The organism is Ruegeria sp. CK2 (genome assembly GCF_056536585.1).
On sequence record NZ_JBQFPW010000017.1, the window covers coordinates 1 to 13,172 of the forward strand.

12 protein-coding genes and 1 pseudogene are annotated in these 13,172 nt (G+C 55.6%); 2 read left to right on the forward strand and 11 right to left on the reverse strand.

Going from position 1 to position 13,172, the window contains the following annotated elements:
• Together ACR0BU_RS20645 and ACR0BU_RS20650 are read left to right on the forward strand one after the other, a co-directional pair.
• A pseudogene (locus ACR0BU_RS20645) lies at positions 1–95 on the forward strand (bifunctional methylenetetrahydrofolate dehydrogenase/methenyltetrahydrofolate cyclohydrolase); the annotation flags it as partial.
• Positions 96–465: 370 nt separating this feature from the next.
• The gene (locus ACR0BU_RS20650) at positions 466–1,065 is read left to right on the forward strand and encodes a LytTR family DNA-binding domain-containing protein (protein ID WP_480738701.1); all 600 of its coding nucleotides are present in this window, start codon (positions 466–468) and stop codon (positions 1,063–1,065) included.
• On the opposite strand, the gene pdeM is transcribed toward ACR0BU_RS20650, so the two are convergent.
• The 11 genes from pdeM to ACR0BU_RS20705 all read right to left on the reverse strand — a co-directional run bounded on the left by pdeM (position 1,062) and on the right by ACR0BU_RS20705 (position 13,155).
• On the reverse strand, positions 1,062–1,724 hold the full coding sequence (gene pdeM, locus ACR0BU_RS20655) for a ligase-associated DNA damage response endonuclease PdeM (RefSeq protein ID WP_480738702.1): 663 nt from the start codon (positions 1,722–1,724) through the stop codon (positions 1,062–1,064). The two genes, ACR0BU_RS20650 and pdeM, sit on opposite strands and share 4 nt — an antisense overlap.
• Positions 1,725–1,765: 41 nt before the next feature.
• On the reverse strand, positions 1,766–4,177 hold the full coding sequence (locus tag ACR0BU_RS20660; protein ID WP_480738704.1) for a ligase-associated DNA damage response DEXH box helicase: 2,412 nt from the start codon (positions 4,175–4,177) through the stop codon (positions 1,766–1,768).
• A gap of 40 nt (positions 4,178–4,217) precedes the next feature.
• The gene (locus ACR0BU_RS20665; RefSeq protein WP_480738705.1) at positions 4,218–5,525 is read right to left on the reverse strand and encodes an ATPase; all 1,308 of its coding nucleotides are present in this window, start codon (positions 5,523–5,525) and stop codon (positions 4,218–4,220) included.
• 117 nt (positions 5,526–5,642) lie between these two features.
• Positions 5,643–6,188: a prepilin peptidase gene (locus tag ACR0BU_RS20670; RefSeq protein WP_480738706.1), complete on the reverse strand. Its 546-nt coding sequence runs from the start codon at positions 6,186–6,188 to the stop codon at positions 5,643–5,645.
• A 3-nt stretch (positions 6,189–6,191) separates the two neighbouring features.
• Complete coding sequence (locus ACR0BU_RS20675) at positions 6,192–7,043, reverse strand: tetratricopeptide repeat protein (RefSeq protein WP_298937046.1); 852 nt, start codon at positions 7,041–7,043, stop codon at positions 6,192–6,194.
• 11 nt (positions 7,044–7,054) lie between these two features.
• A complete protein-coding gene (locus ACR0BU_RS20680) occupies positions 7,055–7,654 on the reverse strand; it encodes a tetratricopeptide repeat protein (RefSeq protein ID WP_480738708.1) in 600 nt (199 codons plus the stop codon).
• 7 nt (positions 7,655–7,661) lie between these two features.
• Entirely contained in the window at positions 7,662–8,639 is a 978-nt protein-coding gene (locus ACR0BU_RS20685; RefSeq protein WP_299082810.1) for a type II secretion system F family protein, read from the reverse strand.
• Between the two features lie 10 nt (positions 8,640–8,649).
• Positions 8,650–9,618: a type II secretion system F family protein gene (locus ACR0BU_RS20690; protein ID WP_298937044.1), complete on the reverse strand. Its 969-nt coding sequence runs from the start codon at positions 9,616–9,618 to the stop codon at positions 8,650–8,652.
• A gap of 11 nt (positions 9,619–9,629) precedes the next feature.
• Positions 9,630–11,069, reverse strand: a complete 1,440-nt coding sequence (locus tag ACR0BU_RS20695; protein WP_298937043.1) for a TadA family conjugal transfer-associated ATPase — start codon at positions 11,067–11,069, stop codon at positions 9,630–9,632.
• Between the two features lie 24 nt (positions 11,070–11,093).
• Complete coding sequence (locus tag ACR0BU_RS20700) at positions 11,094–12,329, reverse strand: CpaE/TadZ family protein (RefSeq protein WP_298937042.1); 1,236 nt, start codon at positions 12,327–12,329, stop codon at positions 11,094–11,096.
• 199 nt (positions 12,330–12,528) lie between these two features.
• A complete protein-coding gene (locus ACR0BU_RS20705; RefSeq protein ID WP_300072238.1) occupies positions 12,529–13,155 on the reverse strand; it encodes an OmpA family protein in 627 nt (208 codons plus the stop codon).
• Between the last annotated feature and the right edge of the window lie 17 nt (positions 13,156–13,172).

Here is a 13,172-nt window from a genome sequence, read left to right on the forward strand (position 1 = left end):
TCGGACCCATGACAATCGCATGCCTCCTCGCCAACACACTAACCGCAGCATGCCGCGCAAACAAACTACCAGAACCCGAAGGACTAACGGCTTAATCCACCAGGTCGGGCTGCCATCAGCGGCCCGACCTCGGGTCACTCCCGAGGAAATTGCGTCTTCTCGCCTTTCTTGCCTAAGGCTGAGCACAAACTGAATGGGTTTGACTGTTAGGCATTTCATGTTAGTCGTTTTTTTCCAGCGCGTTACAAAGTAAACATGCGAACTACCTAAAGTGTTTTGGCTGGAGTTTGGGGGTTCGCGCGCAAAGTTGGCATGACGTCTAAGGTGAAGGCAATTCGAAACGTTTGCAGCCCGCAGCGGGTTGTTGCAGGTTTCGTTTTTCTTCCGTTACTGGCTTATGCATTTCCCCCGTTCCTAGTGTCAGATCTGCCGTTTGGTCTGCGTCTCTTATTTTGGGCTAGTGTTATGATGATTGCCCTGACGGCGACGTGGATTGCGCGGAAGCTGGTCCACGAAAATCTTGTGCCGCTCAATCTGCTGGCCCGCGAAATGGCGTTTGCCGGAGTGATTCTGGCTCTGTTCACACCGGCCTTGTGGGTGCTGGCATGGGCACTGTTCACATATAGTGGGCAAATGGCTCCTGAAGCGCGGGCTGTTGCCGTTCATGGTGTGTTGCTGGCAACTGGTTTGGTCCTTGTTCACCGGAGCGATCTGAGCGCGCTCAGGGCGGATGAGCGTACTCTTGAGGTGCCGCGTATAGCACGTCGTTTGCCAGCTTCGTTCAACGGCCGCATCTACCGCCTTACAGTTAAAGATCACAGTGTCGATGTTGTAACGTCCGAAGGAACCTTCACAATCCGATCTCGCTTCACCGATGCGATTGATGAGATGGAGCCGGTGCCCGGCCACTGTTCACATCGTTCTCATTGGGTAACCGACGCAGCAATTGTTGGCGTAGAACGGGCGGATGGTAAAATCTATCTCCGCCTTATTAATGGTGACCTCATTCCCGTCAGCCGCAAGTACAGACCCATGCTGGAGGCTGATGGGATTATCTGTTCTTAACGTGGCATCGGAATGAGTTGTGGGTTTGGTCCGGTGAGGATCGCCATAGCCTCTGACCCCATCAAATCCGACAATGCCTGGTCGGAACTGCGTAGCCCGCCGGTGTAGGTTCCGTATGCTGGCATAAGCAGCCGATCCTGGTTCAACAAAAATGCAGGTCGCGAGATTGCACGTCCTTTGACGCGCAATTGCGCCTTTGGGTGGAAATGGCCTGAGACCTCACGCTGTGCGTCATCTTGTGGGATATGCCGAAAGGTAAGTACACCGCAGGCCCATTCGAATAGGTGGGTTCCGCCTAAGTCGATGGGTCCGGGATCGTGGTTTCCTTCGATCCAGATCCAGCGGCGACCGGCTTGCAGGGTTGTTATTCGTAATTTCTCGGACGCTTCCAGTGCTTTCGAGGCATCCAGATCATCGAAACTGTCGCCCAGACACACGACCTGCTCGGCCCCAGTTCTGTCCAGATCTGCGGATAACCGGTCCAGAGTATCGCGGCTGTCATACGGGGGCAGGGCGGGACCGCCACGACGGACCAACCGTTCGGATTTGCCCAGATGCAGGTCAGAAACACATAAAAGTCGCTGGTCCGGCCACCAAAGCGCCCCGGACGCCATGGCGTACAGATGCTGGCCTGCAAAGGAAAACTCAAGACTGTTCATGGTACGTTCTTTTCCTGTTTCAGGCCCATGTGCAAGAGGATTTACGTCGCTGCCAGTCCAGCAGACTGCAACAGCCGGGCGCTTTCTTCTGCCAGCAGCCGTTCTTCCGCAGCGCCTTTGACGGGGACCTTGCCAACCTCCAGAAACAGCGGGGCGGCCAAAGGGGAAACCCGATCCAGCCTGAGCAGATCGATCCGATTGCCAATCCGCTGGATCAAGGCTTCGATCCTGCCGAAATCTACCAGCCCGCGCATAGCTTCCTCGCGGGTGATCTGCATCAACAGGTGATCGGGGTCGTACTTTAGCAAGGTGTCATACAGTATGTCGGATGAGAACGTCGCTTGCCGTCCGCTTTTGCGCTGCCCACCGGTGTTTCGTTCAATCAAGCCCGCAATTGTGGCCGAGGCACGGAATGTCCGCTTCATAACGGCATTTCCGGCAAGCCAGGTGTCCAGGCCGTTACGCAATGCGTCTATGTGGAACAACGGGCGCGGGTCCGTGACCGCATCCAGCCCCCAGATCAGCGTCGCATAGTCTGTAGCCACAAAGCCCAGCGGGGCCAGCTCGGTTTCCTCCATCCGTTTGGTCAGCAGCAAGCCTAACGTTTGTTGGGCATTGCGTCCGGCAAAGCCATAGACACACAGATGTTCTCGCCCATCATTAGGGAAGCTTTCGATCAGCAACCTGTCGCGTCGCGGCAGGCGAGACATCTTACGCTGCAGCGTCAGCCAATCGGCAGTGTGACGCGGCAATTGAGGCCAGTCGGGCTGTGCGAACATGCGCAGGATTCGGTCACTCAGCTGCGTGGAGGTCGCGAATTTGGTACCCGAGAAGGTCGCGATCTTTGGTTTCTTATCGGCGCGGCGGCTGACCTCGACCACCATTTCGCGCAGCCCCTCGTACCGAACGATCTGGCCGCCAATTAGGAAGGTGTCGCCGGGTGTCAAAGACGCGGCAAATGCCTCTTCCACCTCGCCCAGTGGTTTGCCGCCACGATTGCGTCTTAGCCGAACTTTCAGCGTGTCCGTATCCTGAATGGTTCCCAGGTTCATCCGGATACGCTGTGTCGCGCGGGGATCACGCAACTGCCACAACCCGTCGGGGCGCTGCCGCAGCCTTTGCCACCTGTCATAAACACGCAGGGCGTAACCACCGGTGGCGCAGAACTCCAGGCAAGCGTCGAATTCGTGGCGTGAAAGATGTGCATAAGGCCCGGCCGAGGTCATCTCGGTAAACAGAGAATCCGCGTCGAAGGGTCCCGCAGCTGCGGCGATCAGGACATGCTGGCACAAAACGTCCCTGGGGCCAGCTCCGCGCGGCTCGCCATCCAGTTCATGCGCCCGGGCGGCTTCCAGCGCGGCAACACACTCGACAACCTCAAAGCGGTTGGCGGGCACCAGCAGCGCCTTGGACGGGGCGTTGTAGCGGTGGTTTGCGCGGCCGATCCGTTGCACCAGTCGTTTGACGTTTTTCGGTGCGCCGATCTGGATGACCAGATCAACATCGCCCCAATCGATGCCCAAATCCAGGCTGCCGGTACAGACAATCGCACGCAGATCACCCCGCACCATGGCGGCTTCGACCCTTTCGCGCTGTTGCCGGTCGAGACTGCCGTGGTGAATGCCGATGGGCAGATCATCGTCGTTTGCCAGCCAAAGGTTGCGAAAGAAAATCTCGGCCTGCGCGCGGGTGTTGTGAAAAATCAGCGTGGTCCTGTGCTGCCTGATTTGTTCCAGCACCGCTGGGATGGCATAGGCCGCTCCGCCACCCGACCACGGAGGCATTTCCTGTGTCTGTAACATCGAGATATCTGGATCAGGGCCGGGATCCGCCTGGATAATCTGGCAGGGGTCAGGATGTCTGGCCAGGAATCGCGCGATGGCTTCGGGGTCTTCAACCGTGGCTGACAGACCAACACGCCGCAAATCCGGGGACAAGCGCTGCAGCCGTGCTAGCGCCAGCATCAGCTGGTCCCCACGTTTGCTTTCGGCCAATGCATGGATTTCATCCACGATGACACGTTGCACACCTTCGAACATGCGTGGGGCATCTTCATACGACGTTAGCAACGCAAGGCTTTCAGGTGTTGTCAGCAGAATATGAGGAGGGTCCGCGCGTTGGCGTTTCTTTTGTGTGGCCGATGTGTCACCGGTTCTGTCCTCGATACGGATCGGCAGGCCGATATCCTCGACCGGAGTGCGCAGGTTGCGCTTGATATCCGCCGCCAGCGCCTTGAGCGGCGAGACATAGATCGTGTGAAGGCCCTTTTGGTCACCACCCGACAACTCCGCCAGCGACGGCAGAAACCCGGCCATGGTTTTGCCGCCCCCGGTTGGTGCGATCAAAAGCGTTGCCGGGTCTTGCGCCCGGTCAAACATATCTTGCTGATGCGGATGGATGGACCAGCCTTTGGCTGAAAACCAATGATGGATCCGGGCGGGAATCTGCGTCATGGACGCAGACTACCTGTCCCTTGGCCGAAATGGCACGGCGTTATTTGACGATTGTTTCGTCTTTGACGAACATGTTGGCCCAGGCACGATCAATCAGCTCCGGGCTCATTTGATACGGAATACCTTCGAACTCGCAGATCGAAATCATTTGATCGATTAGGAAGATCGGCTGATAGTTCGCGTAGATATTGTTGATCGTCGGGTATTTGACCTTTAGCAGATGCACCAGCGCGCCTTCGTCCAAGGGGATGCCACGTTTGCGGGCCACCATGGCAAAGATCTTCAGGAAGTTTTCCTGGTTCGGGCCGTCGATCTTGATCTTGAAAAAGATACGGCGCAAAGCGGCTTGGTCAAAAATCTCATTTGGATGGAAGTTGGTCGAGAAGATGACCAGCGTATCGAACGGGACTTCGAACTTTTCACCTGATTGCAGGCCGAGGATGTCCTTGCTTTCTTCCAGTGGAACAATCCACCGGTTGATCAGCGCCTGTGGCGGTTCAGCCTGACGTCCAAGGTCGTCTACGATGAAGATGCCACCGGTGGATTTTAACTGCAAAGGCGCCTGATATGTCCGCGCAGTTGGGTTGTACACCAGATCCAGCATGCTGAGCGACAGTTCACCGCCGGTGACAACTGTGGGCCGCTCGCACTGAACATACCGGGTATCGAACCGTTTGCGGCGGCGCAGACTGTTGGGGTCGTCAGCCTCTTGTTCGATTGCTGTGTGTACGATCGGGTCATAAACGGTGATCACCTGACCCGCATATTCAATGGCCATAGGTACATAGACATTGTCGCCCAACGCATCCCGAATACCGTTCGAGATAGACGATTTACCATTGCCCGGGGGGCCATACATCAGAACCGAACGACCGGCACTAACAGCCGGGCCAAGTTGATCCAGCAAGGTGTCAGGCAAAACCAGATGGCCCATCGCCCCTGTCAATTGGTCTCGAGTGATCTGAATGTTTCGGATGGATTGCCGTTTGACCTGTTCGCGATACACATCCAGCGGAACCGGCATGGCGCCAAAATATTCCGATTGGCTCAGCGCGTCCAATGCACGTGCCTTACCAGCATCGGTTAGCTGATACCCCATCTCGTTGCCGCTGTTGGCGTTCAGCGTGCCGGTGGCCTCAAGAAGCTTCTGCTCGCGCGCAATGTCTACCAGTTCCTGCGTCACTGAACCGGGAAGACAGATGGCTTCGGCGGTTTCTGACACAGTGCTGGTGTTCTTGCGAAAGATGGTTTTGAGCAGAATGTCCCGCATCATCACCAGCGGAAGCTTCATTTCAACCAGCCCCTTCGGGGCAGGGGGGGCCATAACCGCGGAGGTCTGCATGTTCATGAGCGTTGCTCGTCTGTCCAGTTGTCAGGTCAAATGCCCAAATTCGGGCGTCTTGACGAGAAACTGACCCAACTTTGTGGCGGGACCAAGGCAGCTACAAGGCGCAGTGGTGATAGTTCACGATCCGTAAACAGTGCCCAATATCAAATACATGGCCAGCGCCCCGGCCAAAGCGAACCCCATGGGAAATTGCTTGCCGCGATCCCAGCTGTCCCAGTGAGGTGCAAAACTGCGCAATTTGGTGTTTTTGGCAAGGCGATGCGTTATCACGGCGGCCAACACACATGCGGTCAGGACTGCGGCTAACAACAACAAATCCCCCAGCCAGACAAATGGCGATGCGGCTGCCAGGAATTTTGCGTCTCCGGCCCCCATTGCGCCAGCAGCGTTCAAAACAATGCCTGCAATTAGAACTACGGGAATATGCATCAGCTGCCAGAAATAGACTGGCATGGACCAGGTGAGCGGCCCAACTCGCCCAGCTGTTGCACCCGTCGACCAGGGCGGCAGAACGAATAAACCAACTATGACAAACACTACGGCAAGCGCCATAACCGCGTGGTTTTTGATCCGCATTTCACGCATATCGGTAAAAGCGACATAGAAACAAATCGGCAGTACGAACGGTAGGAACCAGGCAGCTGCACCAGCTGGTATGAGCATCTATCAGGCTTCCTCAAGCGCGCGAAGCGAGCGGACCGCCTCGTCGAAATGCTGCGGATGCGTAGCAATCGCTTCACGGAACAGGTTCTTGGCGGTCGTCACATCACCTTGTTTGACCGCCGAAATACCCATCGTGTTCAACAGCATTGCACGTTCGGCCTGTGACATCGGAACAACCGGAAGGCTGTAGTTTCCCTGAGCAGAGCGCGCCAGCACAAGGTTGTTTTTCGCCGTGAACAGCGAACTGTCCTGACGGATTGCGTCCGTAAACAAGCGTTCGGCGTCGGCATATTGGCCACGGGTCAATTTGGAATAGCCCCAGTTGTTCATCACACCGCCCGGGCGCGTTGTGAGCCCGACAGCGGTTTCATAGAAATGATCGGCGCGTTTCCAATCCTTCCGCGAATCTGCCACCAGCGCCTCCAGTCGATACCGTTTGAAGGTTTCAAAGGTTGGTGGAACCGAGTCGAGTACGGTTTTCGCTTTGGCCCAGTCGCCGTTTCTGACGAGCGCATCTGCATATTCGACTTTGTCCGCAGCATTGGTGCCCTTCATCGACGTCACGCGTTTCCAGGCTGCGGCAGCCTCGGTCGTACGTTTTGCGCGGCTTAGGGAAATCGCCAACCCGCGTTGTAGATCGATCCGATCAGGGTTTTTGGCTGCGGCCCCGTGAAAATAGGTCACCGCCTCATTCGGGTCAGCAGATGTCAGCAGAACGTCGTTCAGGTTGGTTTCGTCGATGACGTTCACTTCCTGAAGTGTACGTTCCACTTTTTCCTGTTCGGTTTCCTTCGCGCAGGCGGATAGGATCAGCCCGCTGGCCACGATAGACGGAATCAAGAATTGCTGGCGCATTTTTGCGTCCTTTACTGCTCTTGCCTCTGTGGCTGGATTTTGCGTAGCGTGAATTGCCCGTCGCCAAGCTGTTCCAGCGTATATTCTTGTTCTTGCGTCGTATTATTAACAGGATTTTCCGTTTTTGCGAGTGCTAAGCGAAGATTGTCGCGGATTGCGTCACTTTCGCCATTGTCCAGGGCATAGGCGCGTTGAAAGACTTGGGCCGCTTCTGGATATTCCTGGGTCTCCATCAGCAGAACGCCAAGATTGTTCCATGCGACTGGCCATTTCGGGTCGTCTTCAACTGCCCGGCGCAAAAGCGTTTCGGCCTGTCCAAGTCGCCGCAAGCCAAGGTTGGCGGTGCCCAAAGAGGTCAGAACCTGCGTGGTCATGCCCTGGTCTAGTGCCGCGCGCGTAAATGACTCTAACGCAAGCTCGTATTCTCCGGCTGCCATCAGGCGGTTGCCCACGGTGATGTTGTCTGCGGACTGGCCATCAAGGTCAATTCCCGGGGCATCGACGCCCTTGCGCAGGTCGCCTTCTGTACAAGAAGCCACCATGGCGAAAACCATGGTGGCCTGAAACATGCGGCGTGCCCATCTTAGCGCGCGCCTGGGTCGTTGTCTCATCAGGTTGTCACCTGCTCCCAAACTCCGAAATGACGTTGGCGGATGGTCCGACCAAAATAACCAGCAGCGGAGGCACCGTCAGCATCATTGTGGCAAGTGTCATCTTAGTTGGCAACTTGTTGGCGGCCTCTTCCGCCCGCATCACGCGCTTGTCACGCATCTCACCCGCGTAAACCCGCAGGGCTTCGGCGATCGATGTACCGAAAGTTGCCGACTGGATCATGACGGTCACAAACGAGTTGACGTCCTGCACGCCGCACCTTGTGCCAAAGTCGCGAAGAACTGTGTTTTTTTCCTTGCCCGCTTTCATTTCATACGCGACGACTTCGAACTCCTGAGCGATATCGGGGTAGGAGGCCTTCATCTCGCCCGCAACCCTTACAATCGCCTGGTCGAGGGATTGGCCGGCTTCCACACACACCAGCATCAGATCCAGCGTATCGGGAAAACCGGCGGTGATCGCCTCTTTCCTCTCTTCGACACGGCGGGTGATCCAGTACTTTGGCAACATGTAGCCAGCGCCCGCTGGCAAAAGCACACGGATGAGCGTTTGTTGGGTCGTAAACTCTTGCCCGTTCGCGAAGATTGTCACCAACATCACCCCGATCACAATTCCAATAATGCCCAGCGCGAACTGAGCAAAGTGGAAAAACCGAACAGAATCCTTCGATTGGTACCCCGCCTGGCGCAGTTTGAGCTGCATGGCGGACAGTTCTTCTTCATTCTTTGGTTCGAGGAAAGTTGCGAATTTCTCAAGCTGTTCGTTGCGGCCTGAGTTCCTAAGCTGGTCCTTCTTCGATTTCTTCTGCTTTTTGGGTGCCGCGTTTGATCGCTGCAGTTTCTTTAGCGGATCCTCGGGCTGGCTCATCATCAGTGAGACGGCCACGAGAACCATGACCAGTCCCAGAACACCCACGATGATAAGAGGTCCGAATTCACCTAGGTTTTGGGTCAGCATGTCGTTGATTGTGGTCAGGAATTCCATTGACGTGCCCTCAGACCTTAATGTTGGTGATGATCTTCATGACGATCAGGTTCAAGGTCAGCATTATGCCAACAAAGAAACACATCGGAATGAACCACGGGTGGTCCAGAACATCGTCATAATAGCCAGGATCTTTGACCAGAATGAATGCCAGACAGCCCAAAGGGAAACCCGAGAGAAACTTGCCAGACCACTGCGCCTCGGCTGTGATTGCTTTCACCCGGCGGAACAGACGGAAACGGGCCCGGATAACCTGCGCCAGACCGGCAAGAACCTCTGCAAGGTTACCACCGGATTGTTGCTGAATACCCACGGCAACCGCGAGAAAGCGCATGTCCTGCATGTCCAACCTTTGCGCCATGTCCTTCAACGCTTCGGCAGCTTCGCGACCGTAGGCGCACTCATCTGCGATAACGCCAAATTCAGTCCCAAGCGGGTCTGGAACCTCATTCGCGACAACTTGAATCGTTGAGACGAACGGGTTTCCCACGCGCAGCGATCGGACCATAAGTTCCACCGCTTCGGGCAGTTGTTCTTCGATCATACCCATACGCTTTTTGGCCTTGCGATTGACCCAGGCGTAGACGCCACCAACACCAATCGCTACCGACAGAGCCGCCCGCAAAGCCGTATCGGTGGCTGTACCGATGCTAAGCCCCATAAACGCGACCGCAGAAACCAGACACATGATCATGATCAGCTGCTTGGGCGAGAATGCAATTGCCGCCTTTTGCGCCTTGTCCGCCAGCAATGAATACAGAGGGATGCTCTGTGACTTCATGTGTTGCTGCATTTCCTTGCGCAGCTGTTCCAGCACCTGTTCGCGCCCGACACCTTTGTCAAGCATGTCGAGCCGTCGATTCACACGGCTGTTCAGACTGATGGATTTCCCGAACGCCACAAGGTAGATACCTTCGACCAGAAGTAGAACTCCGACGAAGATCACAACATAGATAAGTGCCTCCATGGGCAATTGCATATCTAGATCTCCTACACTGTGGTTGGTTCGTAAATGGACGCAGGCAAGTCATAGCCCCACAGACGGAAGCGTTCCGAATAGTGGCTGCGTACGCCTGTTGCTGTGTAATGTCCGATGATCTTGTTGTCGGGCGTTAGCCCAACGCGTTGAAAACGAAAGAGTTCCTGCATCGAAATAACATCACCTTCCATGCCCGTGATCTCAGTGATTGAGGTCATCCGGCGCGAGCCGTCCTGCAGTCGACTGGCCTGTACAATCAAATTGACAGCCGATGAGATCTGGCTGCGCACCGCTTTGATCGGCATCTCGATCCCAGCCATGGCGATCATGTTTTCCAGACGTGAAATCCCGTCGCGGGCCGAGTTGGCGTGGATTGTGGTCATTGATCCGTCGTGACCGGTGTTCATTGCCTGCAACATGTCGATAACCTCGGCGCCGCGCGTCTCACCCACGATGATACGGTCGGGGCGCATACGCAGGGCGTTTTTCAGGCAGTCACGCGGGCTGACTTCACCTTTGCCTTCGACGTTCGGCGGACGACTTTCCATCCGACCGACATGGGTTTGCTGCAGCTGAAGTTCAGCCGTGTCTTCAATCGTCAGGATCCGTTCGGCATCATCGATGAAACTGGACAGCGCGTTCAGAGTGGTTGTTTTACCTGAACCTGTACCACCCGATACGATGATATTCAGGCGAGTGGACACGGCAGCTTGCAAAAATGCTGCCATTTCCTCGGTGAACGCACCAAAATTGACAAGATCATCAATGCCCAGCTTGTCTTTTTTAAACTTACGAATGGACACCAGCGAGCCATCGACCGCGATTGGTGGAACCATTGCATTGAAACGCGATCCGTCGGCAAGACGGGCGTCGACATAGGGGTTCGATTCATCAACACGACGACCAACAGCAGATACGATCTTGTCGATGATCCGCATCAGGTGCTTTTCGTCTTTGAACGTAATGTCGCTGATTTCCAGCTTGCCAGCACGTTCCACAAAGATCTGCTGCGGCCCGTTTACCAGAATATCGTTGACAGATTCATCCTGCAGCAGCGTTTCTAAGGGGCCAAGGCCCGTAACCTCGTCGTAGAGTTCCTTGTTAAGCTGGGTTCGGTCTTCGCGGTTCAGAACGATGTTCTTGGATTCCAGGACTTCGCTTGCGATTGCGCTGATTTCCGCGCGCAACTCCGCTTCTTCCGCGTTTTCCAGCGCCGCCAGGTTCAGGTTTTCCAGCAACTCGCGGTGCAGATCGATCTTGATTTCGCTTAACCGCTCTTTCCGCTTTCGATCGCGATCAGACCCGGCGGCCTCGGCTGACTTTTGGGTCTGGGGCTTACGAGCCACGGCATTTGGGGCCGGCGCAACTGGGGCATCGGGGGTGGTTTCGGGCACTCTTGCCGGGGTTTGAACCGGCTGCGCATCGGATTGCTTCTTGTATCTTGAAAACACGGCGGCTCCCCCTTTGTAATGGTGTTACGCAGCCTCGGCGCTGCTGCTGCCCAGGCTATGAAGCGATTTCGCAAGTTTCGCGATTTCACGGCGAAGTGGATTCTTGGCTGCCGAATTCGCAAGCGGCAATCCGTGGTCGCCACTTTGCATGACCTGCTTGCCACCATCCGGCAGCTGAAGATCTATTGCGACGCTCAGGCTTTCCCCCATGCGCTTAACGCGGCTTTTGCCGTTTAAATCGGTGAATTTCGGCGCGCGATTCAGCGCAAAGCGCAGTTTGTTGAACGGCAGCTCTTCTGCCTGAAGGGCCCGTTTCAGGCGCAGGGTGTTTTGGGCTGACCGCATATCCAGTTCGATCATTGCAAAATACACATGCGCGGCTTGCAAAACAGTTTCCGACCAAAGGATCAGGGTTTTCGGCATGTCGACGATCACGTAGTCAAAGCGCTTTCGGGCCGTGTCGATCACGCGCTGGATGTCTTCTGGTGTAATCAAGTCCAAGGGCACCATGTCCGATGGCGCAGTCAGAACCTCAAGCTTTTCTTCATAAGTTTGAAGGGCTTGTGAGAAGACTTCGTCATCCATCGATGCCGTGTCGGACAGCATCTCGAACACTGTTTCACGGCGTGGCAAGTCAAGGTATGTCGACACTGTTCCGTATTGAAGATCCAGGTCGATTAGGCAGACAGTTGGCGCGTCCTTGTCAGATACGCAAGCAAGCTCCCAAGCCAAGTTGACCGCAAACGTTGTGGCTCCAACGCCACCGGCCAAGCCATGCACGACAAACAGGGCGCCCTCTTTCGAATCACCGGAGGCCTGCGCAGCGGATGCCACCTGCGCGGCGACAACCGGGTCGGGCTGCTTCATCCGCTCGATGGCTTCCTGCAGTTCGCCTTCAGGAAGAGGGTAGGGCACAAACTCATCAGCGCCTTTGCGCAATAACTGATGCAGAGACGCTGGGGTCACGTCCTCAGCTATCAGGACGACTTTGATCTTCTTCTCTTTGGCCTGGCTGATGATCTCGCCCATCAAGGACAGGTTGTCCTCGTCTTCGCTGTCGATCGCCAGAGCTACGAATTGCAGTGAATTTGCTTCGGGTTGGCTGAAAAAGGCCAGTGCTTCTGCGAAACCAAGATCGCCCCAGTTTTCACCCAGGGCGGCTTCCATGTCTTCGATCAGCAAGTCAAAGTTCTGAACATCTCGACTGATTGTACAGGCGAGGATTGCAGTGTTGTCGTCTTGTGGTGTCGCGCTTGTCATGCACACAATCCTCGTCGTGAAGGCTTGGCAACTCACGCGAACGAAGAACGCCCGGCTTGGTTTGCTGTCGCCCCTTTGCGGTCAATTCTGGTCGCAGATTTCCCAATTGTTCACAAATTCGCTGGGAAGTTGGGCAATAATTGGGCGCAAAAGAACCAATTGTAGGGAAATGGGCGACGATGCCGCCCATTTCGGGGTATTATTCAGCGCCGCCTGTCGCTTCGACTTCCTGGATAATGCTGAGCGTGGTCGCACTTTCCACGTATTCGCGATAGACGATCTCGGCATACTTTCCATCCAAGGTTTGTGGGTTGCCATCCACAAAGCCTGAGACTTCTGTTACTGTTCGGCGGTTTCGGCGGTCCCGGTTGGGCGTCGCAACCAGCGGGCGGGTTTTCCCGAACGATACAACCGCTTCAAGCCGCGATCTTGATATGCCTTGCTGGGCAAAGAACGCCACAACTACCTGTGCTCGGCGTAGTCCCAAGCTTTTGTTGTAGCTGGTCGAGCCGACTGCATCCGTATGGCCGTAAACACGGAAACGGGCTTCAGGGAATTGTTTGATCCAATCCGCCTGTTGCAACAAGATCTGTTGAGCCGAAGCGTCCAATTGCGAACTGTTGAACGCGAAGTTGATCTGGCTCGGCACATCCGCAGCAAAGCGGCGGCTGAGAATCTGAGCGTATGTCAATTCGCCGTTCATGACCTGAACATTGTTTAAGGTCGCGTTTCCGAACGTGCCGCGATCAATCTCGTAGCCGGCTTCGCGGGTACAAGAAGCGGCGACAGCAACCGTCAGACCTAGTGTGATGATCCACTTTTGCATTGGTCCAATCCTCCTGA

What these genes read in the sequence shown, in the direction of transcription:
- ACR0BU_RS20690 (WP_298937044.1), bottom strand. Translation starts at nt 9,618, where the DNA reads ATGCAATTGCCCATGGAGGCACTTATCTATGTTGTGATCTTCGTCGGA.
- ACR0BU_RS20680 (WP_480738708.1), bottom strand. Translation starts at nt 7,654, where the DNA reads ATGAGACAACGACCCAGGCGCGCGCTAAGATGGGCACGCCGCATGTTT.
- ACR0BU_RS20660 (WP_480738704.1), bottom strand. Translation starts at nt 4,177, where the DNA reads ATGACGCAGATTCCCGCCCGGATCCATCATTGGTTTTCAGCCAAAGGC.
- ACR0BU_RS20685 (WP_299082810.1), bottom strand. Translation starts at nt 8,639, where the DNA reads ATGGAATTCCTGACCACAATCAACGACATGCTGACCCAAAACCTAGGT.
- ACR0BU_RS20670 (WP_480738706.1), bottom strand. Translation starts at nt 6,188, where the DNA reads ATGCTCATACCAGCTGGTGCAGCTGCCTGGTTCCTACCGTTCGTACTG.
- ACR0BU_RS20675 (WP_298937046.1), bottom strand. Translation starts at nt 7,043, where the DNA reads ATGCGCCAGCAATTCTTGATTCCGTCTATCGTGGCCAGCGGGCTGATC.
- ACR0BU_RS20650 (WP_480738701.1), top strand. Translation starts at nt 466, where the DNA reads ATGATGATTGCCCTGACGGCGACGTGGATTGCGCGGAAGCTGGTCCAC.
- pdeM (WP_480738702.1), bottom strand. Translation starts at nt 1,724, where the DNA reads ATGAACAGTCTTGAGTTTTCCTTTGCAGGCCAGCATCTGTACGCCATG.
- ACR0BU_RS20705 (WP_300072238.1), bottom strand. Translation starts at nt 13,155, where the DNA reads ATGCAAAAGTGGATCATCACACTAGGTCTGACGGTTGCTGTCGCCGCT.
- ACR0BU_RS20700 (WP_298937042.1), bottom strand. Translation starts at nt 12,329, where the DNA reads ATGACAAGCGCGACACCACAAGACGACAACACTGCAATCCTCGCCTGT.
- ACR0BU_RS20665 (WP_480738705.1), bottom strand. Translation starts at nt 5,525, where the DNA reads ATGAACATGCAGACCTCCGCGGTTATGGCCCCCCCTGCCCCGAAGGGG.